Consider the following 25,100-nt stretch of genomic DNA (forward strand, 5'->3'; position numbering starts at 1 on the left):
TGTTATATTTAATAATACTTAAATTAATTATTAGTTTTTACTAGGTAAAAAGCTATAATTTTTAGCATAAAAATACATTTGTTCTTCAAAAGAGTTAGGTTGCATAATTTTTATGTCAGTAATAATACCTTCATCATTAGTTACAGGAGTTAATACAGGGTTAACAAAACCACTATATGGAGCAGATTTGAATTGTGAATTACGTTCTAAAACCTCTTTGTGAAGTTCTTGATCTACCTTTACACCGTATCCTTCAACTAAAGCTTTGGCAGCTTCAAAATCTCCTTCAGATTTTATTCTTTGTGTTTCTTTTAATAGGCGACCAAAAATTTCATGAAGTTTTGCATAGTCATTAACTATAAAATAAGTTTTTCCATTTTTAACAACTTTTTCAATAACATTGTCTTTTTTACCTTGTTCAAACGACCAAGCGGATACCCATTGACGATTTACCATATGATCTTCTTCAATATCATCTCCTAAATTAATTCTTATTAATTGAGTCATTAATCCATTTCTGATATATCCATCATAGGCAGCTTTACCAACTTTTTTCCAGTCATCAACTAGTCCAAGTTCTTGTAATTTTGGGTTCATTAAATAATATAAACCAACTAAATCTGCTCTACCTTCTTCCATAGTAGAAGCATAGTTTTTTAGAGTTTCTTTCGGTTGTCCTATTCCATCATTAATTTTACCAGAAGCATGGCCAATAACTTCATGAAGTGCTGTATGTAATTTATCAGCAAGTTTACCATATTTTACTTCTAACTCAATTTCTTCTTTATCATGAGCAAACTCTTCTAAACGACCAGTTCCTCCTGCATTATTGTATGACCCAATAATATTACCTAAAGAAACAGATTTTGAACCATGTTCTTGACGAATCCAGTTGTTGTTAGGTAGGTTTACTCCAATAGGTGTACTTGGAGAAGCATCTCCAGCTTCACCAGCTACATTTACTGTTTTATAAGAAACACCTACAACATTTTCTTTTTTATGAGAAGGATCTAAAGGAGAGTTGTCTTCAAACCATTGAGCATTGTCAGATAAAACTTTCATTTTTTTAGACATGTCAAAATCTTTTATTTGAACTACAGTTTCATAAGATCCTCTATAACCTTTTGGGTCATTATATACTTCTATAAATCCGTTTATCCAGTCAATATTTCCTTCAGTTGAAGTAACCCAAGAAATAGCATACTGATCCCAAACATCTAAGCTACCTGTCTTGTAATATTCTATTAGCAAACTTAATGTAGTTGCTTGTTTTTCGTTTTCAGCTACACCTTTAGCCTTTTCTAGCCAGTAAATAATTTTATCAATAGCAGCTCCATACATACCACCAGATTTCCATACTTTTTCAACTAATTTTCCGTTTTCACGAACTAATTTTGAATTTAAACCCGCTTCAATAGGTTTTCCTTCTGGACCTTTGTATGCTTTAGCATAAAAATCTTCAACATCTTTACTAGTTATATCAGGGCTGTAAAAATTAATAGCAGAAGCTAAAACATTATCAACACCAGCTTTTTTATTTACTTTTTTAGTATCTTCATTATTAAAAATTACTTCTAAAGCTTCAGAAGATAAAGTAGTATTTGTTTCTTTTAATAAACTCTCTAAATATTCTTTTGAAAACTCAGGTTTTAATTTATCATTAGAATAGTGGTGATGTATTCCGTTAGAAAACCAAATTCTTTTTAAGTAGGTTTTAAAAGCAACATAATCTTTACTTTTTTTATCCCCTTTAAAAGTTGTGTTTACAGTTTCTAAAGCATTTCTAATTTCTAAATTATGACGATAATTTTGATCCCACATTATATCGCGCCCAGCCAATCCAGCTTGCGTTAGGTAGTATACTAACTGCTTTTCTTTTAATGTTAATTCGTTAAAACCAGGAATTTGGTAGCGTAAAACTTTGATATCAGCAAATTGTTCAACTACGTATTCAAAATCTGTAGTTTTAGTTTCTTTTGTAGTAGTAGCTTCTTTTTTAGTGTCAACACCACAAGAAAATAAAATACCTGTAGTAGCAATCGTACAAAGCACTTGTTTTAAGTTCATTTATAAATATTTAAATTAATTTTTAGTTGAGCGATAAAAATACGAAATTAAACCTCGTGATATCTAAAACAATCTGTTGTATGATCATTTACCATACCTGTTGCTTGCATATGTGCATAAATAACAGTTGAACCAACAAACTTAAAACCTCGTTTTTTTAAATCTTTTGAAATTTTATCAGAAAGATCTGTAGTTGCAGGTACATCTTCTCGTTTATTTAATACATTTTTAATAGGTACTCCATTAGTAAAGCCCCAAATGTATTTGGAAAAAGTACCAAATTCTTCTTGTACTTTCATAAAGGATTTAGCATTTGATATTGTTGCTTTTATTTTTAATTTATTTCTTATAATTCCAGCGTTTTGTAATAGTTCTTCATATTTATTTTCAGAATAATGCGCTATTTTTTTATAATCAAAATTGTCAAAAGCAATTCTAAAATTTTCACGTTTTTTTAAAACGGTAATCCAACTCAAGCCAGCTTGAAAAGTTTCTAAAATTAAAAATTCAAATAATTTTTCATCGTCATATACAGGAACTCCCCATTCATTATCATGATATTCAATATATAAAGGGTCATTACTAACCCAAAAACACCTGTTTTTCATATTGTTTTGTTTTAAGAGGTTTAAAAATACTGTTAAATCATTTAAAAACAATTTGAAAATGGAATAATTTTCGGAACTTTATAGAGGTTGAAAATCATTGATTATGAAAGTTTTGAAGTATGTATTAGTAATGGTAGTTTTTAGTGTTATTTTTTATGGATGTGCTTCTACATCTGTGAAAAATAAATCAACAACAAAAGAAGAGCCTGTTGTAATAGCAAATGATAGTTTAGAGTATGAAATTATTATAATAGATCCGGGTTTTACAACATATCTTAATTCTATAGCTAGGCCAGTAGGTTTTTATTCACAATCTTATTTAGAAAATAAAAATAGATTTTATGTTATGGCCTGGAATAGAAGGGTAGGGAGTCCAGGTACATTTAATCCAAATATATATGAAAACATAATTGATTATAACATACATATTGATTATGGTTATGAAGTAAATTATAAGTTATTTAATTATTTTGAGTTTGCACAAGGTAAATATAGAATGGTTTTAAGATGATACTTTTTTAACTCAAAAACGTATATTTGCTATCAAAAAATAATTACTAAGCATGAAGTTTTTACGAAATTTACTAGCCTCTATTATAGGCTTTTTTATATCAATATTTTTAATCTTTATCTTTTTTATTTTCATAGCCTCATTAATGGGATCTCCTGATGAAATAATAGTAAAACCAAATTCAGTTTTAAAGTTAGATTTAACTACTTCAATAAAAGATTATGCTCCAAAAGATACAAATCCTTTAGCGGAAATATTGGAGTTGAATGATCAGAAATTAGCTTTAAATAAGATATTGAATGCTATTGATAATGCTAAAACTGACGCTAATATTAAAGGGATAAATATTAGAACGGTATATGTTAATGCAGGAATAGCGCAAACTCAAGCTATTCGAAATAAAATAGAAGAATTTAAGAAGAGCGGTAAATTTGTGTATGCATATAACGATTTCTTTGATCAAAAAAGTTATTACTTAAGTTCTGTTGCAGATAGTGTTTTTGTAAACCCTGTTGGAATGGTTGACTTTAAAGGACTTTCAACAGAGATTTTATATTACAAAGATTTTGAAGACAAGTATGGTGTGAAAATGGAAGTAATTCGTCACGGAAAATATAAAAGTGCCGTAGAACCTTATTTGACAAACAAAATGAGTGAAGCTAACAGAGAGCAAACGGTTTCTTTTTTAAAGTCTATTTGGTCTGAAATGACTGAGGGTATTAGTAGAAGTAGAAAAATTTCTGTTGAAAAATTAAACGAGATTGCTGATAATTCAAATGGAAGAAATGCTGATTTAGCTAAAGAGAGTAATTTAATTGATGCTGTAATTTATGAAGATGAATATAAAGATAAATTAAAGTCAATAGTAGCTTCAAAAGTTAATACAATAAGTATTCAAGATTATATTAAATCAGGAAAAGGTAGAAAGTCTTCATTAGCAAAAAATAAAATTGCTGTAATTTATGCTCAAGGGCAAATAATGTATGGAGAAGGAAATGAAGATATAATTGGTCAAGGAATCATAAATAAAGCAATAAAAAAGGCAAGAAAAGATAAGAGTGTAAAGGCTATTGTTTTACGTGTTAATTCTCCAGGAGGAAGCGCCTTAGCTTCAGAGTTGATTTGGAGAGAATTAGAATTGACAAAGAAAGAAAAGCCATTAGTAGTATCTATGGGGAATTTAGCTGCTTCAGGAGGTTATTATATTGCTTGTAATGCAGATAAAATTATTGCAGAACCTACAACAATTACAGGTTCTATTGGTGTCTTTGGAATGATTCCAAACATTAGTAAACTTACCGATAAACTAGGTATTAATGCTGAACAAGTATCTACTAATAGTAGTGCTAATTATAGTGTTTTTGAACCTATAGATGAAAAATTTTATAAAGTAACTAAAGAAGGAGTAGAGCAAATTTATAATGTTTTTGTAACTCGTGTTGCAAATGGAAGGGGTTTGAAATTTGATGAGGTTGATAAAATAGCTCAAGGAAGGGTTTGGACTGGTAAACAAGCTTTAGAAAATGGTTTAATTGATGCTTTAGGTAGTTTAGATGATGCTATTGAAATGGCAGCAAGTATTGCTAATGTAGATGATTATAGAGTTAGAAATTACCCTAATTACAAGAAAGACATAAAAGAATCGTTTAAGTTTTCACCTTTTGCAAAATTATCAAAAGAAGAATTGTTAAAAGAGGCTTTAGGTGAGGAGAATTATAGGTTATATGATAATATAAATCAAATCAAAAATATAAAAGGAATACAAGCTAGAATACCTTTTATATTTGAGGTTAAGTAACCTCGTTTAATTATATAAAGAAAGGCTGTTTGATAATTCAAACAGCCTTTTTATTTTATAAACTATATGTGGAAATAGTTTTAATTATTACATCATTCCTGGCATTCCACCACCCATTGGAGGCATTCCTCCTCCAGCTGGAGATTCTTCTTTAATATCAATTAATGCACATTCAGTAGTTAAAATCATTCCAGCAACTGAAGCAGCATTTTCTAATGCTACACGAGTTACTTTTTTAGGATCAATAATTCCAGCATCTAACATATTTACATATGTTTCAGATTTTGCGTCGTAACCAAAGTCTTTTTTACCTTCAAGTACTTTATTGATAACAACAGAGCCTTCACCACCAGCATTCTCAACAATAGTTCTTAATGGAGATTCAATAGCTCTATTTACGATTTGTACTCCAGTAGTTTCGTCTAAATTTTCAGTAGTTAAAGTCTCTAATACTTTTTTAGCTCTTACTAAAGCAACACCACCTCCAGCAACAATACCTTCTTCAACAGCAGCTCTTGTAGCATGTAAAGCATCATCAACTCTATCTTTCTTTTCTTTCATCTCTACTTCAGATGCAGCACCTACATATAATACAGCAACACCACCAGCTAATTTAGCTAAACGTTCTTGTAATTTTTCACGATCATAATCAGAAGTAGTTGTTTCAATTTGTGCTTTAATTTGATTAACACGAGCTTTAATCTGTGTTTCATCACCAGAACCATTAACAATTGTAGTATTGTCTTTGTCAATAGTAACAGTTTCAGCAGTACCTAATAAATCTAAAGTAGCATTTTCTAAAGAGAAACCTCTTTCTTCAGAAATAACAGTACCTCCAGTTAAGATAGAAATATCTTCTAACATTGCTTTTCTACGATCACCAAAACCTGGAGCTTTTACAGCTGCAATTTTTAAACCTCCACGTAATTTGTTTACTACTAAAGTAGCTAATGCTTGTCCATCTACATCTTCAGCAATAATTAATAAAGGTCTTCCTGATTGAGATACTGGTTCTAATATTGGAAGAATTTCTTGTAAGTTAGAAATCTTTTTATCAAATAATAAAATATAAGGATTTTCTAAAGTAGCAATCATTTTATCTGCATCCGTTACAAAGTAAGGAGATAAATAACCTCTATCAAACTGCATTCCTTCTACTACATCTACATAAGTGTCAGTACCTTTAGCCTCTTCAACAGTTATTACACCTTCTTTACCAACTTTACCAAAAGCAGTTGCAATTAAATCACCAATTACTTGATCGTTATTTGCAGAAATAGAAGCTACTTGTTGAATTTTTTCAGAAGAATTTCCTACTTCTTCAGATTGCTTTGCTAAATCTTCAGTAATAACAGCTACAGCTTTATCTATTCCACGTTTTAAATCCATAGGATTAGCCCCTGCTGCAACATTTTTTAATCCTTCTTTAACGATAGATTGAGCTAAAACAGTAGCAGTAGTTGTACCATCACCAGCTAAGTCGTTAGTTTTAGAAGCAACTTCTTTTACCATTTGTGCTCCCATATTTTCTAGAGCATCCTCTAATTCAATTTCTTTAGCTACGGTAACACCATCTTTAGTTACATGAGGAGCTCCGAAAGATTTTGAAATAATTACATTACGTCCCTTAGGACCTAAAGTTACTTTTACTGCATTAGCTAATGCATCTACTCCACGTTTTAATCCGTCACGAGCATCAACATCAAATTTTATATCTTTTGCCATTTTATTTAGTTTTTTTGTCTAAAGCTTATATGTAATTTTAGACTTTGTTTTTATTTAATTTATAAAGAGCAATTGGATAGCTCAAAAAAATAATTATTTAGATAATAGCGAAAATGTCGCTTTCTCTCATAATTAAATAATCGTTACCTTCAAGTTTTAATTCAGTACCAGCATACTTTCCGTATAAAACAGTATCTCCAACTTTTACAGTTAAAGGCTCATCTTTTGTTCCAGTTCCAACTGCAACAATAATTCCTTTTTGAGGCTTTTCTTTAGCGTTATCTGGAATAATAATTCCTGATGCAGTAGTTGTTTCTGCGGCAGCAGGCTCTACAAGAACTCTATCTGCTAAAGGTTTAATGTTTAATCCCATTTTATATATTTTTAATTAATTAAATTAAGTTTTTAACTGGTTACTTTTAGTCAGAAATTATGCCATTGTTTTTATGCTGACACTTTTTCAACAAGTATAGTTTTTTGTAAAAAAAAATGCCAACGTGTCATTACGTTGGCATTTCTATATGATTAAGATAGATATTATTTTACGCTATCGTTTGCTGTATTTGTTGTTGTAGCTGGAGTATTAGTAGTTGTTGTTTCTACTCCGTTTAATGTATCATCTAATTGAGGTGCATCTTGAGCATTTCCTCTAGGGATAGCAAAGTTAGCTAATAGGATTAAAGCAAACATTGTTATTGCTAAAGTCCATGTAGTTTTATCTAAGAAATTGTTTGTGTTTTGTACACCTCCAATGTTTTGAGATCCACCACCACCAAAAGATGAAGATAATCCTCCTCCTTTAGGGTTTTGTACCATTACAATTAAAATTAATGCTATTGCAACTATTAAAATTAACACTAAAAGTAAAGTATATGTAGTCATTATTTATTGTTTTGTAAAATTTTAATTTTCTTAATTTGGTCTGCAAAGAAACCACTTTTTTCTGGATATTTCAAACTTAATATTTTATATGCTTGAATTGCACTATCATATTTTTTCTGTTCAAGATAAACTTTAGCCAAAGTTTCGGTCATTAATCTGTTGTTTTGTTGAGATTCTGTAACCTTAATTTCTTTAGAAATACCTTTTGTATGCCTTGTTATTTTAGGGCTAGTTTCAATAAAACGATTAATTAGTATATCTTTTTCAGAGTTTTTTTCAATCTTTTTTTCTGAGGATTGGTCTCTTACTATACTATTTTTAGAAGAAAGTTCTAACCATTGATTAAAAGAAAAAGTTTCTTTTTTAGTGAAGTTAAGAGGTTTTCCTATGGCTAATTCTTCATTAGTTGTGTCAGTTTTTAATAATTTTGTTTTTTGAATTACAATTTCTTTTAAACTTCTTTTTTCTGAATCTTTTTTAGTTGATGTAAAACTTTTAGATGTTATAAAATCAAATAAAACTGAACGATCTGTTGTATGGGCAGCAGTGACTTTAAGCTCATTATTGTATTTATAGCTTTCTTTGTTTTTTAAAGCTTTTAAATATAAAGAACGAGCAGACTGAAAATAAGGATATTTATCAATTATAGTTTTTAATTGATGAATACTTTCATCCTGGAAAAGTTCAGGGCTTTGAATAAATTTTATATAGTCGTCTGTTGTCAAATTAAAATATTACCATTTAGCTACCGATTCATTAAATATGTCTTGAGTAATTCGCTCTAATATTTTTTTTAGAGCATTATCTAATACGTTACCAATTAGTTGTTCAGAAGCACCGTAGTCATCATAAAAGGTGAATTGTTTTTCAAAACTGTCTTTTTCTTCTAAGTTATTGGTAAATCGAACGTTAACTACAATAGTAAGTCTATTTTGAGCAGCAGTTTGGTTTGCAGTTGCACTCATAGGAGAAATTCGATAATCAGTTATTTCACCTTCAAAATGTAATTGTCCTCCAACTCTTACTAAAGCTAAGTTAGTTTGACGAGTAAATAAATCTCTTAAGTCTTGTGTAAAACGTTTACTTAATGTAGGTTCAATTATTGGTGCTTGGTTTGGGAAAAAATCAATTTGAATTGTTTTAGCATTCCCTGTGTTTCCTCCAGTGAAAGAGTATGCTCCACAACCTATAAAAGTAATTAGAAGTATAAATGATAAAGATGTGTATAAAAGTTTTCTCATTTTAATTTAATAATGTAGTTCTGTAAAGATAAATAAAACGAAAGTTAATTTTTTTATAAATCGTATTGTTTAATTTTTCTGTAAAGTGTTCGCTCAGATATACCTAATTCTTTTGAAGCAAGTTTACGTTTTCCATTGTTTTTTTCTAGAGATCTTCTTATCATTTCAATTTCTTTTTCTTGTAATGATAAATTTTCATCCTCTTCAATAGTTTCAACAAAATCATAGTTGTTTTGATTTGCTGATTCAGGAATTTGTACTACTTCAACTTTTGGAGTTTCAGTTTGTTGTTCTTGATATATTTTTTGAATTAATCGATGATTATCTTCTTGAACTTGTTTCGAATTTCCTTCTTTTAATAAATCTAAAGTTAACTTTTTTAAGTCATTAATATCGTTTCTCATATCAAACAATATTTTATACATAATATCTCGTTCGTTAGAAAAATCATTATTGTTATTAGCTTTGTTGTTATTAACAACTGCAGGAAGATTTCCTTGGATATTAGGTAGGTATTGTACGAGTTTTTCAGGAGAAATAAGCCTGTTTTCTTCAACTACTGATATTTGTTCCGCAATATTTCTTAATTGTCGTATGTTTCCAGGAAAGTTATAATTTAATAAAAGCTTTACAGCATTTTCTTCTAGCCTAATAGTTGGCATACGGTATTTTTGAGCGAAATCTGCTGCAAACTTTCTAAATAGTAAATGAATATCTTCTCCTCTTTGTTTTAATGGAGGAAGAGGTATTTCAATGGTACTTAATCGATAGTATAAGTCTTCACGAAATTTACCATTACTAATAGCATTATGCATGTTAACATTTGTAGCTGCTACAATTCTTACATTTGTTTTTTGAACTTGAGAAGAACCAACTTTTATAAATTCACCGTTTTCTAAAACACGTAGTAAACGTACTTGAGTAGTTAAAGGTAATTCTCCAACTTCATCTAAAAAAATAGTACCTCCATCTGCAACTTCAAAATAACCTTTACGAGTAGCAGTAGCTCCTGTAAAAGCTCCTTTTTCATGACCAAACAACTCACTGTCAATAGTTCCTTCAGGAATTGCACCACAGTTTACAGCTATATATTTAGCATGTTTTCTATGTGATAATTGATGAATAATTTTTGGTACGCTTTCTTTACCAACACCACTTTCACCAACAACTAATACTGAGATGTCAGTAGGAGCAACCCTAATGGCTTTTTCAATAGCTCTGTTGAGCTGAAGGTCATTACCAATAATACCAAAACGTTGTTTTGTTGCTTGTAAGTTTTCCATATTAATAACCTAAGTTTTTGATTAAAGTTTTGAAATCGTTTAATTTCTTTTGGCTAAAAAAGTTCTTATTAAGATATGACTCTTGTCCATTTGTGTTTTTGAAAAGGAAAAAAGTTTTATGTTCTTTTATGTAATTTATTTGAGACCATTGAATAAAGTTATTATACGACTCACCAATTGTTTTAATACCATCTTTTGTGTAAATAACAGTTGTTTTTTCTTTTAAAATTTTATTGTTGTTATAATTCTTTTTTAAACCAAAATAAAAACTAAAAGGAAAAATAATAAAAACTAAAAGAGGGATGATAATGTTTATTGTTGGAATACTCTCATTTGTATAAATAGAATTGTCGAAAAAAAAAATAATATTAAAAATAAGCATTAAGAATGCTAAAAAAAACACAAACCAGATTCCCCATGATTTAAATATTTTATTAATTAGAGGTGAGGTAAAATCTTTAAAACGATAAATGGGCTTTATAATTATTTCTTTTTCCATAGAAATTAAATTTCTTATTGATTGTCAGAATATCCAATAGCAGTTCCTAATAATGTAGCTGAAGTACAATCATCAACTTTAACGTTTACAAAATCTCCCATTTTATAATGTTCTTTAGGGAAAATTATAACTGTATTTTGAGTATTACGACCTTTCCATTCATTTGGGTTTTTCTTTGAAGTACCTTCAATTAAAACTTCTTGTATCTGCCCTAAATTTTCTTTGGTTCTATATAAACTATGTTCTTGTTGTAAATCTATAATTTCTTGTAGTCTACGTTTTTTAACAGCTAAAGGTATATCATCTTCCATTTTTTTAGCTGCTAAAGTTCCAGGACGTTCTGAATAAGCAAACATAAACCCGAAGCTGTATTTTACATGGCGCATCAAATCTAAAGTATCTTGATGATCTTGTTCAGTTTCTCCACAAAAACCAGCAATCATATCTTGACTTAAAGCCATTTCAGGAATGATTTTATAAATATTATCAACTAATTCCATGTACTCTTCACGAGTGTGTTGACGGTTCATTGCTTTTAACATAGCATTACTTCCACTTTGAATAGGTAAGTGAATGTATTTACATATGTTTTTATGTTTTGCCATTACATGAATAACATCAAGAGTCATATCTTGAGGGTTAGAAGTTGAAAAACGAAAGCGTATTTTAGGGAATTCTGTAGCACACATATCTAACAGTTGAGCAAAATCTACAGCAGTAGCCTTTGCCATTTCTGAAGCTTTATTGAAATCCTTTTTTAAGCCACCTCCATACCATAAGAAAGAATCTACATTCTGACCTAATAAAGTAATCTCCTTGAAGTTTTTCTCTTGCATTGATCTGATTTCTGCAATAATACTTTGAGGATCTCTACTTCTTTCTCTACCTCTTGTAAATGGAACAACACAAAAGGTACACATGTTATCACAGCCACGAGTAATTGAAACAAAAGCAGATACTCCATTAGAGTTAAGTCTTACAGGAGAAACATCAGCATATGTTTCTTCTTTTGATAAAATTACATTAACAGCATCTCTACCAGCATCTACCTCTTCAACTAAATTAGGTAAATCACGATAAGCATCAGGACCTACTACTAGATCTACAATTTTTTCTTCTTCTAAAAATTTTTCTTTTAATCTCTCAGCCATACAGCCTAAAACCCCAACTTTCATTTTAGGATTTATTCTTTTTACAGCATTATATTTTTTTAAACGATTACGAACAGTTGTTTCAGCTTTTTCACGAATAGAACAAGTATTTACTAGTACTAAATCTGCATCTTCTAAATTTTGAGTAGTGTTGAAGCCTTGTTCAGAAAGGATAGAGGCCACAATTTCACTATCATTCATGTTCATTTGACAACCATAGCTTTCAATAAAAAGCTTTTTACTGTTGTTCTCTTTTTGCTCAGTAAGTAAAGGTTTTCCTTGTATTTTCTCGTCAATTACTTTCTCAATGTGTTCCATATAATCCTTAAGTGATAATAAAAAATAGAATGCAAAGATACGACCAAAAACTATAAAATATGACAAATTGACATAAATTAATTAAAGGTTAAAAGCGTTAAAAAAAAGTAAAGTTTAGAAGAAAAAGTGCTAATAAAAAAAAAGTGTCTACTTTTGCAAACTGAAAAAGGGTATCATTATATTATGGTATTATTTAGATAAGAGTAAGAAGTATGGCAAAGAATTTAGTAATAGTAGAGTCACCAGCAAAAGCAAAAACTATAGAAAAGTTTTTAGGGAAAGATTTTCAAGTTGAATCTAGTTTTGGACATATAGCAGATTTACCTTCGAAAGAATTAGGAGTTAATGTAGAAGGAGATTTTAAACCAAAATATATTGTTTCAACTGATAAGAAAGCAGTTGTAAAAAAACTAAAGGATTTAGCAAAAAAAGCAGAAACTGTTTGGCTAGCAAGTGATGAGGATCGTGAAGGAGAAGCTATCGCTTGGCATTTGGCAGAGCAGTTAAAACTTAAGGATAAAGACACTAAACGAATAGTGTTTAACTCTATTACTAAGAAAGCAATTTTAAAAGCAATAGAAAATCCAAGGGCTATAAATTATAATTTGGTAGACGCTCAACAAGCAAGGCGTGTATTAGATAGAATAGTAGGGTATGAATTATCACCTGTTCTGTGGAGAAAAGTAAAAGCAGGATTGTCAGCTGGTAGGGTTCAGTCTGTAGCTGTACGATTAATTGTTGAAAAAGAAAGAACTATTGAAGGTTTTGAGGCTAAGGCGTCATATAGAGTAGATGCTGAGTTTTCTAATGAAGAAGGAAAAAGTTTTAAAGCAAAGTTGGCTAAGAATTTTACAACGAAGAAAGAAGCAGAAGAGTTTTTAAGTTCTTGTGCTGATGCAAATTTTAACGTTGAAGATTTACAAAAGAAGCCAGCAAAAAAATCTCCAGCAGCTCCTTTTACAACATCAACTTTACAGCAAGAGGCATCTAGAAAATTAGGTTTTCCAGTTGCAAAAACAATGATGGTTGCTCAGCGATTATATGAAGCAGGACTTATAACATATATGAGAACCGATAGTGTTAATTTATCGGATGATGCTAAAACTGCAGCTGAAGAAGAAATATCTAATTACTACGGTAAAGAATATAGTAAACCAAGAAATTATTCAACTAAATCAAAAGGAGCTCAGGAAGCGCATGAGGCAATTCGTCCTACAGATATGACTCGTCATGAGGTGTCAGTTGAATATGATCAAGATCGTTTATACGGTTTAATATGGAAACGTACTTTGGCTTCACAAATGAGTGATGCCCAATTAGAAAGAACATCGGTTAAAATAGAAAATGATAAAAATGATAAAGTTTTTTCTGCTAATGGAGAAGTAATAACTTTCGAAGGTTTTTTAAAAGTATATTTAGAAGGTAATGATAATGAAGATGAAGAGCAAGATGGAACACTTCCTAAAATGAAAGTAAGTGAAACTTTAGTTAATAAATTTATCTCAGCAACAGAAAGGTATACCCGTCCGCCAGCAAGGTTTACTGAAGCATCTTTAGTAAAAAGGTTAGAGGAATTAGGAATTGGTCGTCCTTCTACGTATGCACCTACTATTTCTACAGTTCAAAGAAGAGGGTATGTTGAAAAAGGTACAGCTGAAGGAGTTGAAAGAAAGTATACTCAGTTAATGCTAGTTAATGCAAAAATTTCTGAAAATGTTTTATCAGAAAAGGTAGGGGCAGATAAAGGGAAAATAATGCCAACTGATATAGGGAATATTGTTAACGACTTTTTGGTAGAGAATTTCAAGAGAGTATTAGATTACGGTTTTACAGCAAAAGTAGAAAGTGATTTTGATGATATAGCAGAAGGAAAGGAAAATTGGACTTCAATAATTAAAGATTTTTATAAAGATTTTCATCCTAATGTAAAAGATGTGGCTGAAAACGCTGAAAGAGCTAGCGGACAACGTTTATTAGGAGTTGATCCTGATAGTGGTAAAAATGTATATGTTCGTTTAGGTCGCTTTGGCGCCATGGTTCAGATAGGAGAAGCAACAGATGAAGAAAAACCGAAGTTTGCAAGTTTACAGGCTGATCAAACTCTAAGTTCTTTGACTTATGAAGAAGCAATGGATTTGTTTAAGCTACCTAAAACTGTTGGAGATTATGAAGAGAAAGAAGTAATAGTTGCAAATGGTCGTTTTGGGCCTTATATTAAGTTTGATGGAAAATACGTATCTTTAGATAAAGGAGAAAATCCAATGTCTGTTGATATGGATAGAGCTATTGAGTTAATTGAAGCTAAAAGAAAAGCTGATGCACCTATAGGACATTATGAAGAGCTTCCAATTCAAAAAGGAGTTGGTCGTTTTGGACCGTTTATTAAATGGAATTCAATTTTCATTAATGTGAATAAAAAATATGATTTTGATAATCTTACACAAGAAGATTTAGAAGAATTAATTGAAGATAAAAAAAGAAAAGAGCGAGAAAAATTAATTCATAATTTTGAAGAAGTTGGTATTCGTGTAGAGAAAGCACGTTGGGGACGTTTTAATGTTATTAAAGGTAAAATTAAAATTGAACTGCCAAAAACTACAGAAATAGAAAAGTTAACTCAAGAGGAAGCTGTGAAAATGGTAGAAGCTAAAACACCAAAAAAGAAAAAAGCTAAAAAAAAGAAATAAAGTAAATTAAAAAGAGAATAGTTTTTTTGTTATATTGCGGTTCCTTATTTAATCCCCTTAAATAGATGAATATCGATTTTTTTTCACCGGTAAGTGACTCTGTTGTTACACATGTTATGTCGCAGGCATCCTCGACATTGGGTGGGAATATTAGTATTCATACTTCAGAGAATGGATTTCCTGACCTTTCTAAAGTGAAAATAGCAATACTTGCTGTTTCGGAAGGAAGAGGAGCCGATCAATACGATTGTTTAGAAGGTATTTATAATATCAGAAAAGAATTATATCAATTGTTTTCTGGTAATTGGCATACAAAAATTGCTGATTTAGGAACCATTGAGCAAGGAAGTACAATTAAAGATACTTATTTTGCCGTATCTTCAGTTATTACTTCATTACTTAAAGATGATATTATTCCAATAATAATTGGAGGAAGTCAAGATGTAACCTACGCAAATTATAGAGCTTATGATGCTCTTGAACAAACTGTAAACTTAGTGTCAATAGATAGTAGGTTTGATTTAGGTGGAGATAATGAAGAATTATTAGCTAAATCTTTCTTAGGGAAGGTTATAATGGATGAACCAAGTAATTTGTTCAATTATAGTAATATAGGATATCAAACTTATTTCAACTCGCAAGAAGAAATAGCATTGTTAGATAAGTTATATTTTGATACATTTAGGTTAGGAGAAGTTAAAAATATTACATTAGTAGAGCCAATTTTAAGAGATGCTGATATCGTTAGTTTAGATATAGCAAGTGTTAGACAAGGAGACGCACCTGGAGCTATTAATGCTTCGCCTAATGGATTTTATGGTGAAGACATGTGTGCAATAGCAAGATACTCAGGAATAAGTGACAAAGTTACTTCTTTTGGTGTCTATGAATATAGTAGTAGTTTAGATGTTAACAATCAAACAGCAAGACTTATAGCTCAAGCTATTTGGTATTTCATTGAAGGTGTAAATCATAGAGCAAATGATTACCCATATGTAACAAAAGAAAATTATGAAAGATATACAGTTGTTTTAGATGACGATGATCCATTAAATTTTTATAAAAGCGATAAAAGTGGTCGTTGGTGGATGGAAATAAATTTAATATCGAATAATAAACATAAAAGACATGCGTTAATACCATGTAACTATCGAGATTATGAGCAAGCATTAAATCATAAAATACCAAAAAGATGGTTTAAGGCATTGCAAAAGCTTACGTAAAAGAGAGTTATCTTTTTAAAGATAAATTTTTATAACTCGTAATTGTTTTTTAATAAAAAAAATAATAGGTTTACGCCTCTTTTTATAAGAAAGAATAAAGTATGAAGAAATTAGCAGTATTTGCATTATTAGTATCTATCATTTACGCCTGTGGTTCTAACGGAGACAGAGGAGAATTGACAGGAGTTAAATCAAAAAGAAAATGGTTTGCTGAAAAACCTTATGGTATGGCTAAAATACCAGGAGGTTCATTTACTATGGGTAAACAAGATGAAGATCCTTTAGGCGCTATGAACGCTCCTACTAAGACTGTGACTGTACAGCCTTTTTATATGGATGAGTCTGAAATTACTAATAGTGAGTATAAGCAATTTGTTTACTGGGTAAGAGATTCAGTTACTAGAACAAAATTAGCGTATCAAGCTGAATTTGCATCTAGTGGAGAAGAAGGAGCTGACGGAGAGAAGCCAGCAGGTATTCAATTGTATGCTTTTGCATCTAAAGATACCGTTAATGAAACTCCATATGAGAAATACATGCGTGAAAATTACTATGAAGTAGGTGAAGGTTTAGATTCTTTAAAACCTTTAAATTGGGAAGAAGATCTTATTTGGGAACAACAAGAATTTCCTGATGCTGACTACGTAGAGGTAATGGATTCATTATATATTAAAAAAGAAGAAGCTTTAAACGGTATTAGAACTTTTAAAACTAAATTATTAAACTACAGATATTATTGGTTTGATAATGAAAAAGCAGCTAAATCTGGAAAAGACAGAAAAGAATTCATGAAAAATGAAGAAATTAATATCTATCCTGATACTACAGTTTGGATTAAAGATTTTAATTATTCATACAATGATCCAATGCATCAAGAATATTTTGCACATAAAGCATATGAAAACTATCCAGTAGTTGGAGTTAGCTGGAATCAAGCAAAAGCATTTTGTCACTGGAGAACACAAACTAAAAACAACTTCCAACGTTCAAAGAAAAAGTTAGGTTTAGTTCCTGCTTTTAGATTACCAACTGAAGCTGAATGGGAGTATGCTGCTCGTGGAGGTCTTAATTATGCTAAATATCCTTGGGGTGGACCAAGTACAACTAGTGATAGAGGATGTTTCTTAGCGAATTTTAAACCGGTTCGTGGAGATTATGCAGCTGATGGAGCTTTATATACAGTTGAAGCTGTTTCTTATAACGCTAATGAATACGGATTATATAACATGGCAGGAAACGTTGCTGAATGGACAAATACAGCATATAATCAAATGTCGTACTATATGGGGTCAACGATGAATCCTAATGTGGAAAATAGAGAAAATAGAAGAAAAATAATTAGAGGTGGTTCGTGGAAAGATGTAGCATATTTCTTAGAAGTAAGTTCAAGAGATTGGGAGTATGCAGATACAGCAAGAAGTTATATCGGATTTAGAACTGTACAAGATTATTTAGGTACAAGTAAAAGTAAGTAATAAAAAAAAGTAACAAGTATAAATAAAAATTAAAATTAATTCCCTTAAAAAAGTAAAATTATGGCACAATCAAAATCGAGTAAGAAAGTATTTAACATGGCCTATGGTTTAGGAGCCTCTGTAGTAATTTTAGGAGCACTTTTTAAAATCATGCACTTTAAAATTGGCCCATTAACAGGAGGTGTAATGTTAACTGCAGGGTTAGTAGTAGAAGCTATTATTTTTGCAATATCTGCATTTGAACCTATCGAAGATGAATTAGATTGGACCAAAGTTTACCCAGAATTAGCAGGAGGTTCTTCATTAGGGAAAAACAATGAAGCATCACCAGAAGAGGCTCAAAGTATGTTGTCTCAAAAATTAGATAATATTTTAAAAGAAGCAAAGTTAGATGCTACCTTAATTTCAAGTTTAGGCGATAGTATTAAAAACTTTCAAGGTGCTGCAGAAGGTTTAACTGCTACATCAGCAACTGTTTCTTCAACTAACCAATATAACGAGCAAATGTCTATGGCAGCTGCTAAGTTAGAATCATTAAATGGAGCATATTCAGTTCAAGTTGAAAACGCAACCAAACAAGCTGATTTAAATTCAGCAATGGTAGAAAACTCTCAACGTTTACAAGAACAAATGCAATCATTAGCAACAAACTTATCTTCATTAAATGGAGTATATGGAGGAATGTTATCTGCAATGTCTAAGTAATATTAGTTTTATTAACTAAAATATATATTAATTAAAAAAAACTAATAGAATGGCAGGAGGAAAACAGTCACCAAGGCAGAGGATGGTAAACTTGATGTACCTTGTTTTTATTGCAATGTTAGCAATGAACATGAGTAAAGAAGTTTTATCAGCTTTTGGATTAATGAATGAGAAGTTGTCAGAGTCTAATACTAGGGCGACTAAATCAAATCAAGCTTCATATGAGGCTTTAGCTTTAAAAGCATCAGAACAAGCTAAACAATATGGGAAAGCCAAAGAAGACACAGATAAATTACGTGTTATGGCTGATGAATTGTTTAACTATATAGATGAGTTAAAAACAAAAATGACTAGTGATTTAGAGGATACTAAAGCCTATGAATCAATGGATAAATCTGGATTTTTAGATCAATATTTCTTTGCTAATGGAAAAATTTCAGCAAAAGGTAAAGAATATGTTGCTAAAATTAAGGAGTTTAAAGAAAAAGCGTTAGAAATTTTAGGAGAAAGAGACTTAGCAAAAGTTGTTTCTGAGCGTTTTAAAACTGATGATGTTAAAGATAAAGAAGGTGTTAAAAAATCTTGGTTAAGTTATAATTATGAAGGTTTTCCTTTAATTGCTTCTTTAACTAAAATGACACAGATTCAATCTGATGTTAAAACAACTGAGTCTGATGCGTTATCTGCTTTATTACAAGGTGAGTTATCAAAAGCAGTTTCTATGACTAATTATGAAGCCATGGTTGTTTTTGAGAAAAACGCTTATTATCCAGGTGAAAAATTATCAGGTAAAATAATTTTAGGTAAAAATGACCCTAACTTAACTGCTGAGAAAGTAATAGTTAACGGTAAAGATATAGAAGAGACTAAAATTAAAGCTGGTCAAGTTATATTAGACGGGCCTGCTGGTTCTGTTGGAGATAAAGAACTTAAAGGTGAATTTCACTTTAAAGAGGGAGACTCAACAGTTATTATTCCAATTAAAGGAGGTTATTCGGTAATACCTAAACCAAATGAAGCTGTAATTTCTGCAGATAAAATGAATGTGGTTTATAAAGGATTAGCTAACCCTTTAACTATTTCTATTCCAGGAGTTCCTGGTAACAAAGTTGTTGCAAATGCACCAGGTTTAAAAAGAGTAAAAGGAAATAGTTATGTAATGAGGCCAAAAGGAAATGGTGAAGTTACTATTAGAGTTTCTGGAACATTACCTAACGGAAGTAAAGTAAGTTCTAATAAGAAATTTAGAATAAAAGATATACCACCTGCGGTTGGTATGGTTAGAAATCAATATGGTACAGTAAAAATGCCTAAAGCAAGTGTTAAAAACATTACTGTAGCTGCTGGTTTACCAGATTTTTTATTCGATTTAAGATTAAATGTATCTAGTTTTAAAATTAAAGTACCAGGTCAAGTAACTGTACCTGTATCAGGAACACGCTTAAATGCTAGAGCTAAAAAAGCTCTTTCAAGAGCAAGAAGAAATGATGTAATTACAATTTTTGAAATTAAAGCATCTGTTTCTGGGTCTAACTACCCAATTAAAAAAGTGTTACCTGTAAGTATACAAGTTACAAATTAATAAGTAAAACAAGAAGAGTATGAATTGGAAGCGTTTTTATTTGGTTGCACTAACACTTGTAATAACAAGTTATGCAAGTGCACAAGCAAACCTTTTAAATGCTAAAAAGGTAGGCGAAATTGGATTTAAATCTGAAGCTCAAATTGCATCAGAAGATGATAAACCGTTACCTTATGGACATATTACAGACAGAGATGTTTTGTGGTCTAAAGTGGTATGGGAATACATTGACTTAAATCAAAAAATAAACTTACCTTATTATTATCCAATAGATACAGTAAGTACTGGGAATGGAAGACGTTCTTTATTTGATTCTTTATTAAAAGGAATTAGAGATGGTGAAATAAAAGAAGTTTATGATGATTCTTATTTTACATCGAAAATAGGAATGGATGAGATTACAGAGAAAACTGAAGATTTAAGAGATGATGGTTATGGTAACATTGATCCATATACAATCAAATCTGAACAAGTTAAAGGGTATTTAATAAAAGGTATTTGGTACTTTGATAAGCGTCAAGGAGAGCTTAAATATCGTTTATTGGGAATTGCTCCTATGGGACCAGATGTTCAAGTTTTAGGACGTGATGAAATTGATGATAAAGATAATATTTATGAGCTTTTTTGGATCTTTTATCCTGATGCTAGAGATGCTTTACATAAATCAAAAGTATTTAATCCTTTAAACTCAGCTACTCCAATATCATACGATAACTTATTAAACGCTCGTAGGTTTACAGCTACCATTGTGAAGGAAGAAAACTTATATGGCGATAGAGAAATTAAAGATTATGTTCGAGGGAACTCATTATTTCAACTTTTAGAAGCTAATAGAATAAAAGAAGGAATACGTGATAGAGAAATGGATATGTGGAATTATTAATATTTCTAATACATAAATTAATAAAAGCGTTTGCAGTATATGCAAACGCTTTTTTATTTATTTGAATATTCTTTATTGTTACCTTTGCTTTATGATTAAAGAGGTTGATTATATTATAGTTGGTTTAGGCTTAGCAGGAATTTCATTTGCTGAAGAATTAGCTAAAAATAACTATAGTTTTGTAGTTTATGAAGACTGTTCTCAAACATCTTCAAAAGTAGCTGGTGGGGTTTATAATCCTGTTATTTTAAAAAGATTCACACCTGTTTGGAATGGTCATGATCAACTTGAGTTTGCGCTACCTAAATATGAAGAATTAGAAAATAAATTAGATGTTAAAATAGATTCTAAATTTAAAACCAGGAAAGTATTTAATTCAATTGCTGACGAAAATAATTGGTTTGTAGCGTTAGATAAACCATTTTTATCTAATTATATGCAGCCTGATATTTTGAAAGGTAAAATAGAAGGTGTTATTGGTAATTTTGGTTTCGGTGAATTAAAAGGAACTGGGAGAATTGATACCCATAAACTTATTTTAAATTATACAGAGTATCTACGTAAACATGGTGCTATAAATGAGGAAAAATTTATTTATGATAAGTTAATTATAGAGGATGAATTTCTTAGATATAAAGACATCAAATCTACCAAAATTGTTTTCTGTGAAGGTTTTGGAATAACAAAGAATCCTTTTTTTAATGATTTACCTTTAAAGGAGTCAAAAGGAGAAATACTTACAATTCATTCACCAGAATTAAAGATTGACTTTTTATTAAAATCAAATGTATTTGTTATGCCACTAGGTAATGATTATTATAGAGTTGGTGCAACATTTAATTGGACAGATTCTACAACTACTCCAACTAAGGAGGGTAGAGAAGAACTTGAAGCAAAGTTAAAAAATGTAATTTCTGTTCCCTATAAAGTAACTAATCATACAGCTGGAATAAGACCAACAGTTAAAGATAGAAGACCTCTATTGGGTAAACACCCAAAGTATTCAAATTTAGCTGTTTTAAATGGCTTAGGAACACGAGGTGTTATGATAGGTCCAACAATGGCAAGCATGCTGTTTAAGCATTTAGAAAAAGGTGAGTTATTAGAAAAAGAAGTAGATATAAATAGGTTTAATTAAAAACGATCTAGTTAATGAAAACTAGATCGCTTTGTACAAGTAGTATTAAGTAAGATGTAAAATTATTCAAATCCCCCCAGAAAAGAATAAATTCCCTTATTAGATTACATTCTTACAGTGTTTGGTCTTTTCTGTTAAACAAAATAAACGAATATTATTGATACGGAGATGGGTATTAATACCCAAAAACATTTTTGCTTAAGTAAACAAGTGCTTGTTTTTTTGAGTCCAGTTAAGTAAGGCCCCTGTTTTAGGGCTTAAATCTAGCTTCAAAATAATTTTGCTTCTATATTTTTCAATAGTTCTAGGTGATAAAAAAAGTAAATGACCAATTTCCTTATTTGTTTTATGTTGCGAAATTAGCTTTAATATTCGTCTCTCTGCTAACGTGAAATCTTTTAATACACTATTGTCATCTTCAGTAAAATTTAAAAGATCTTTAATTTTTTGACTAAAAAAAGGAGTATTATTTAAAACAGAATTTATACATAATTCAATTTCTTCAAGTGCAAATTCTTTTAATATATATCCATAGATATTATATTTCTTTGCTTGTAAATATAATTGAACTTCTTTGTGAAGTGTAATAAGTATAATTTTTGAACTTACATTATTTTTTAAACATTCTTTAGCTACTTCTATACCTGTTAACTTAGGCATTTCAACATCTAAAATGGCTATAGAGGGTTGGTTTTTTAGTATAAAATTAAGTGCAGATTTCCCATCATTTCCTGTACCTATGATATTATACTCTTTTTCAATTAATAAATCTTTCAACCCTTTAATCAATATAGGGTGATCATCAGCTATGTAAATGGTTGGTTTCATATTTTAGGAAATGAAATTTCAATGGTTGTACCTTTATTTAATATAGACTTGACTCTGATTAACCCTTTTAAAAAAATCACTCTATTCTTTAAGTTTTTTAATCCAATACTATTGGGTTTTTGATATTTTTCAAAATAGTTAAAACCAACGCCATTATCTTTTACTGATAAAAATATTCTTTTACGAGTTTCATTAATCATAACTTGAGCAGAATCAGCTTTTGAATGTTTAATAATGTTGTTTAGGCATTCTTGAATTATTCTATATAAATTTAATTCCTGTTTAGGAGTTAATAGATGATCAATATTATCAATATCTCCAAAAACCAAAATAGTTGAATAATGAGAATCTAATTCATAGATCAAGTCTTCAATAGATTTCGTAATTCCAATTTGCTTTATTTGATTCGGTTGAAGATTTTTAGAAATTATACGTATTTCATTGATAGCTTCATTAACTAATTCACAGCCTTTTTTATCACTATTAATTAAAACTTGATTTTTTACTAGTAGTAGTTTTTGACCGAGACTATCATGTAAATCTTTTGAAACTCTTTTTCTTTCATTATCTATATAAGATAATAAATTTTGAGAATATAGTCTTTGTAATCGTTGTTTTCTTTTTAAGTATCTACTATTTAAAAAGAAATAAATTAAGGTGATTATTGATAAGCTAAGAACAAGAAGACTAATAAGTAATATATACTTATTCTTTTTTTCTTTTTTAAGAATTAAAATATCACTTTTTTGTTGTTGTATTTTTTGGTCATTTATCTTTTTTTCATGCAACGTTTGGTAATAGTAAAGAATATTTAGTTTCTCTATGTTGAAAATAGAATCTTTAATGTAATTATAAGAATCATAATGTTTCAGAGCTTCTCCAAAATTACTTTGTGCTTTAAATATTTTATATAAAAGTTTTTCAGCATCGATAACATCTTGTGTGTGATGTTGTTTCTTTGCATCAAATAGTACTTGTTTGGCAACAACAAGTGCTTGTTTTAAGTTGTTATTCTTATATAAGTAGTAGCTTCTTAATTTTTTATAATAATGATAGTTGTCATTATCTGAAGTTTTTATTAGTTTGGTAGCCAGCTCATAATATGTTTTAGCCTTGTTATTTTTGTTGTTGTCTAAATAATATTGAGCTAAATCACAATAAATGTAAGATAAGTTTTTAAACTCATCGTTCTCTTTTTTTGCTTTTTCAACAGCCTTTGTAAGATAAAATTTTTGTTTTTTGTATTGCTTGTTTTTTTTGTATTCGGCAGCTAAATTTTGATAGTCATTAGATAAACCTAAAGTGAAATCTGTTTCAATTTTTTCATTTATAAGTTTTAATCGTTCTTGTATAGCTTTATCAATAAATCCATTTGCTCCATGTATATTAATCATTGCTGATTTTGTGTAAAAAGCATAATGAACATCATTTAAGGAGGTATAATAATCTAATGCTTTTTCATAACTTGAAAGAGCGCTTAGGAAATTATGGCCGTTGTAATAAGCTTGACCTCTGAAAAAATATGCATCAGCAGAATGAATATAATCTTTATCAGTAAATGTATTAATAGCTATCGTATAATTATCAATGGCTTTTGTATAATTTTTCCCATTAAAATATAGTCCACCTTTTTTTAAATAAATGGCACCAATTAAAAAGCTATCATCAATTTTATTTTTAAATTTTTCAATTTTATTTAGTAGTTTAAAAGCACGTTCTCTTTGCCCGAAATGAGTGTTTATATAATAAATTACTTTGATACCACGGCTAATAGCTTTTTTATATTCTTTACTTTTTATAGCTAACTCAATATATTTTTCAGAGTAATCAACCATTAAATCAAATTCTTTTTTTGATTTCGATAGTTTAATTAAACTATCGAAATTTCTTAGTTGAACTTGAGCAGTTTTAAAAGAATTGATTTTCTTATCTGATCTCTTTTTTTGATAAAAAAAAGAATAGATAATTAAAATAGGTATAAAATAAAGATATTGTTTCAAATGGGGATTTTTAATTTAAAAAATACAATTAAATCAAAAGCGAGGGACCCTATACCCAAATATAGTAAAAAAATGAATAATTGTAAATAGTAAAAAGTCTCTTTTATGATACTATTTTATCTTGTTATACTTAACAAATAAGTTTATCCAAATAATTCTTGATAAACGTAAACTAAAAGGTGTAAGTAAAAAAGATACTATAATTATGGCAATAAAACTTTGTAAAATTGAGAGACCAAAAAATAGTTTAGCAATAATAAAAATAGCTACAAATAAAGCTACTGCGATACCATAGTTAATATACATTGCCCCAAAGAAAAAAGAGGGTTCCATCATGTATTTTAAATTACAATTAGGGCAATTATCATGTAATTTTGTAATCTTTTTAGGATTTATTGAAATTCTGTATTTAAAAAAATCACCTTCATGGCATTGAGGGCATTTACTTTTGAATATACTATATAATTTACTGCCTTTTCCAAACATAATCTTAGGG

At 29.7% G+C, this 25,100-nt stretch carries 22 protein-coding genes; 9 read left to right on the forward strand and 13 right to left on the reverse strand.

What is annotated here, in order from left to right:
* Positions 1-30 precede the first annotated feature (30 nt).
* Both ACKTTQ_RS17150 and ACKTTQ_RS17155 read right to left on the reverse strand, forming a co-directional pair.
* Complete coding sequence (locus tag ACKTTQ_RS17150; protein WP_408049900.1) at positions 31-2,067, reverse strand: dipeptidyl-peptidase 3 family protein; 2,037 nt, start codon at positions 2,065-2,067, stop codon at positions 31-33.
* A 47-nt stretch (positions 2,068-2,114) separates the two neighbouring features.
* Positions 2,115-2,675 (reverse strand): DNA-3-methyladenine glycosylase I, encoded by a 561-nt coding sequence (locus ACKTTQ_RS17155; protein WP_408049901.1) that lies wholly within the window; start codon positions 2,673-2,675, stop codon positions 2,115-2,117.
* 103 nt (positions 2,676-2,778) lie between these two features.
* On the opposite strand from ACKTTQ_RS17155, the gene ACKTTQ_RS17160 reads away from it, so the two are divergent.
* Together ACKTTQ_RS17160 and sppA are read left to right on the forward strand one after the other, a co-directional pair.
* Positions 2,779-3,186: a DUF6146 family protein gene (locus tag ACKTTQ_RS17160; RefSeq protein WP_093870341.1), complete on the forward strand. Its 408-nt coding sequence runs from the start codon at positions 2,779-2,781 to the stop codon at positions 3,184-3,186.
* A 52-nt stretch (positions 3,187-3,238) separates the two neighbouring features.
* A complete protein-coding gene (gene sppA, locus ACKTTQ_RS17165; RefSeq protein ID WP_408049902.1) occupies positions 3,239-4,984 on the forward strand; it encodes a signal peptide peptidase SppA in 1,746 nt (581 codons plus the stop codon).
* Between the two features lie 87 nt (positions 4,985-5,071).
* On the opposite strand, the gene groL is transcribed toward sppA, so the two are convergent.
* The 8 genes from groL to miaB all read right to left on the reverse strand — a co-directional run bounded on the left by groL (position 5,072) and on the right by miaB (position 12,083).
* Entirely contained in the window at positions 5,072-6,709 is a 1,638-nt protein-coding gene (gene groL, locus ACKTTQ_RS17170) for a chaperonin GroEL (RefSeq protein WP_093870343.1), read from the reverse strand.
* 97 nt (positions 6,710-6,806) lie between these two features.
* Positions 6,807-7,082: a co-chaperone GroES gene (locus tag ACKTTQ_RS17175; protein WP_093870344.1), complete on the reverse strand. Its 276-nt coding sequence runs from the start codon at positions 7,080-7,082 to the stop codon at positions 6,807-6,809.
* 164 nt (positions 7,083-7,246) lie between these two features.
* A complete protein-coding gene (gene secG / locus ACKTTQ_RS17180) occupies positions 7,247-7,591 on the reverse strand; it encodes a preprotein translocase subunit SecG (RefSeq protein WP_093870345.1) in 345 nt (114 codons plus the stop codon).
* Positions 7,591-8,316 (reverse strand): hypothetical protein, encoded by a 726-nt coding sequence (locus ACKTTQ_RS17185; RefSeq protein WP_408049903.1) that lies wholly within the window; start codon positions 8,314-8,316, stop codon positions 7,591-7,593. The genes secG and ACKTTQ_RS17185 overlap by 1 nt, the downstream gene beginning before the upstream one ends.
* A 9-nt stretch (positions 8,317-8,325) precedes the next feature.
* Complete coding sequence (locus ACKTTQ_RS17190) at positions 8,326-8,832, reverse strand: LptE family protein (RefSeq protein WP_113786849.1); 507 nt, start codon at positions 8,830-8,832, stop codon at positions 8,326-8,328.
* 53 nt (positions 8,833-8,885) lie between these two features.
* Positions 8,886-10,115, reverse strand: coding sequence for a sigma 54-interacting transcriptional regulator (locus ACKTTQ_RS17195; RefSeq protein ID WP_093870348.1), 1,230 nt, complete (start codon positions 10,113-10,115; stop codon positions 8,886-8,888).
* A gap of 1 nt (position 10,116) precedes the next feature.
* Positions 10,117-10,614: a YcxB family protein gene (locus tag ACKTTQ_RS17200; protein WP_408049904.1), complete on the reverse strand. Its 498-nt coding sequence runs from the start codon at positions 10,612-10,614 to the stop codon at positions 10,117-10,119.
* 14 nt (positions 10,615-10,628) lie between these two features.
* Complete coding sequence (miaB, locus tag ACKTTQ_RS17205) at positions 10,629-12,083, reverse strand: tRNA (N6-isopentenyl adenosine(37)-C2)-methylthiotransferase MiaB (protein WP_408049905.1); 1,455 nt, start codon at positions 12,081-12,083, stop codon at positions 10,629-10,631.
* A 212-nt stretch (positions 12,084-12,295) separates the two neighbouring features.
* On the opposite strand from miaB, the gene topA reads away from it, so the two are divergent.
* From topA to ACKTTQ_RS17240, 7 genes are all read left to right on the forward strand, one after another.
* On the forward strand, positions 12,296-14,770 hold the full coding sequence (topA, locus tag ACKTTQ_RS17210) for a type I DNA topoisomerase (protein ID WP_408049906.1): 2,475 nt from the start codon (positions 12,296-12,298) through the stop codon (positions 14,768-14,770).
* Between the two features lie 65 nt (positions 14,771-14,835).
* A complete protein-coding gene (locus tag ACKTTQ_RS17215) occupies positions 14,836-15,993 on the forward strand; it encodes a formimidoylglutamase (protein WP_093870352.1) in 1,158 nt (385 codons plus the stop codon).
* A 101-nt stretch (positions 15,994-16,094) separates the two neighbouring features.
* Complete coding sequence (porK, locus tag ACKTTQ_RS17220) at positions 16,095-17,468, forward strand: T9SS ring complex lipoprotein PorK/GldK (protein WP_093870353.1); 1,374 nt, start codon at positions 16,095-16,097, stop codon at positions 17,466-17,468.
* A gap of 60 nt (positions 17,469-17,528) precedes the next feature.
* Positions 17,529-18,173 carry a type IX secretion system motor protein PorL/GldL gene (porL, locus tag ACKTTQ_RS17225; protein ID WP_093870354.1) on the forward strand — a complete coding sequence of 215 codons (645 nt, stop codon included), beginning with the start codon at positions 17,529-17,531 and terminating at the stop codon, positions 18,171-18,173.
* 49 nt (positions 18,174-18,222) lie between these two features.
* On the forward strand, positions 18,223-19,755 hold the full coding sequence (gene porM, locus ACKTTQ_RS17230) for a type IX secretion system motor protein PorM/GldM (RefSeq protein WP_408049907.1): 1,533 nt from the start codon (positions 18,223-18,225) through the stop codon (positions 19,753-19,755).
* A gap of 19 nt (positions 19,756-19,774) precedes the next feature.
* Positions 19,775-20,638, forward strand: a complete 864-nt coding sequence (gene porN / locus ACKTTQ_RS17235; RefSeq protein ID WP_408049908.1) for a type IX secretion system ring subunit PorN/GldN — start codon at positions 19,775-19,777, stop codon at positions 20,636-20,638.
* Between the two features lie 91 nt (positions 20,639-20,729).
* Positions 20,730-21,776 carry an NAD(P)/FAD-dependent oxidoreductase gene (locus tag ACKTTQ_RS17240; protein WP_408049909.1) on the forward strand — a complete coding sequence of 349 codons (1,047 nt, stop codon included), beginning with the start codon at positions 20,730-20,732 and terminating at the stop codon, positions 21,774-21,776.
* Positions 21,777-21,974: 198 nt separating this feature from the next.
* Here ACKTTQ_RS17240 and ACKTTQ_RS17245 read toward each other — a convergent pair whose 3' ends face one another.
* The 3 genes from ACKTTQ_RS17245 to ACKTTQ_RS17255 all read right to left on the reverse strand — a co-directional run bounded on the left by ACKTTQ_RS17245 (position 21,975) and on the right by ACKTTQ_RS17255 (position 25,090).
* Entirely contained in the window at positions 21,975-22,604 is a 630-nt protein-coding gene (locus ACKTTQ_RS17245; protein ID WP_093870358.1) for a response regulator transcription factor, read from the reverse strand.
* Positions 22,601-24,604: a tetratricopeptide repeat-containing sensor histidine kinase gene (locus ACKTTQ_RS17250; RefSeq protein ID WP_408049910.1), complete on the reverse strand. Its 2,004-nt coding sequence runs from the start codon at positions 24,602-24,604 to the stop codon at positions 22,601-22,603. The genes ACKTTQ_RS17245 and ACKTTQ_RS17250 overlap by 4 nt, the downstream gene beginning before the upstream one ends.
* Before the next feature lie 111 nt (positions 24,605-24,715).
* Positions 24,716-25,090, reverse strand: a complete 375-nt coding sequence (locus tag ACKTTQ_RS17255) for a DUF983 domain-containing protein (RefSeq protein WP_093870360.1) — start codon at positions 25,088-25,090, stop codon at positions 24,716-24,718.
* Positions 25,091-25,100 lie beyond the last annotated feature (10 nt).

This window comes from Tenacibaculum halocynthiae (assembly GCF_964512825.1).
GTDB lineage: Bacteria > Bacteroidota > Bacteroidia > Flavobacteriales > Flavobacteriaceae > Polaribacter > Polaribacter halocynthiae.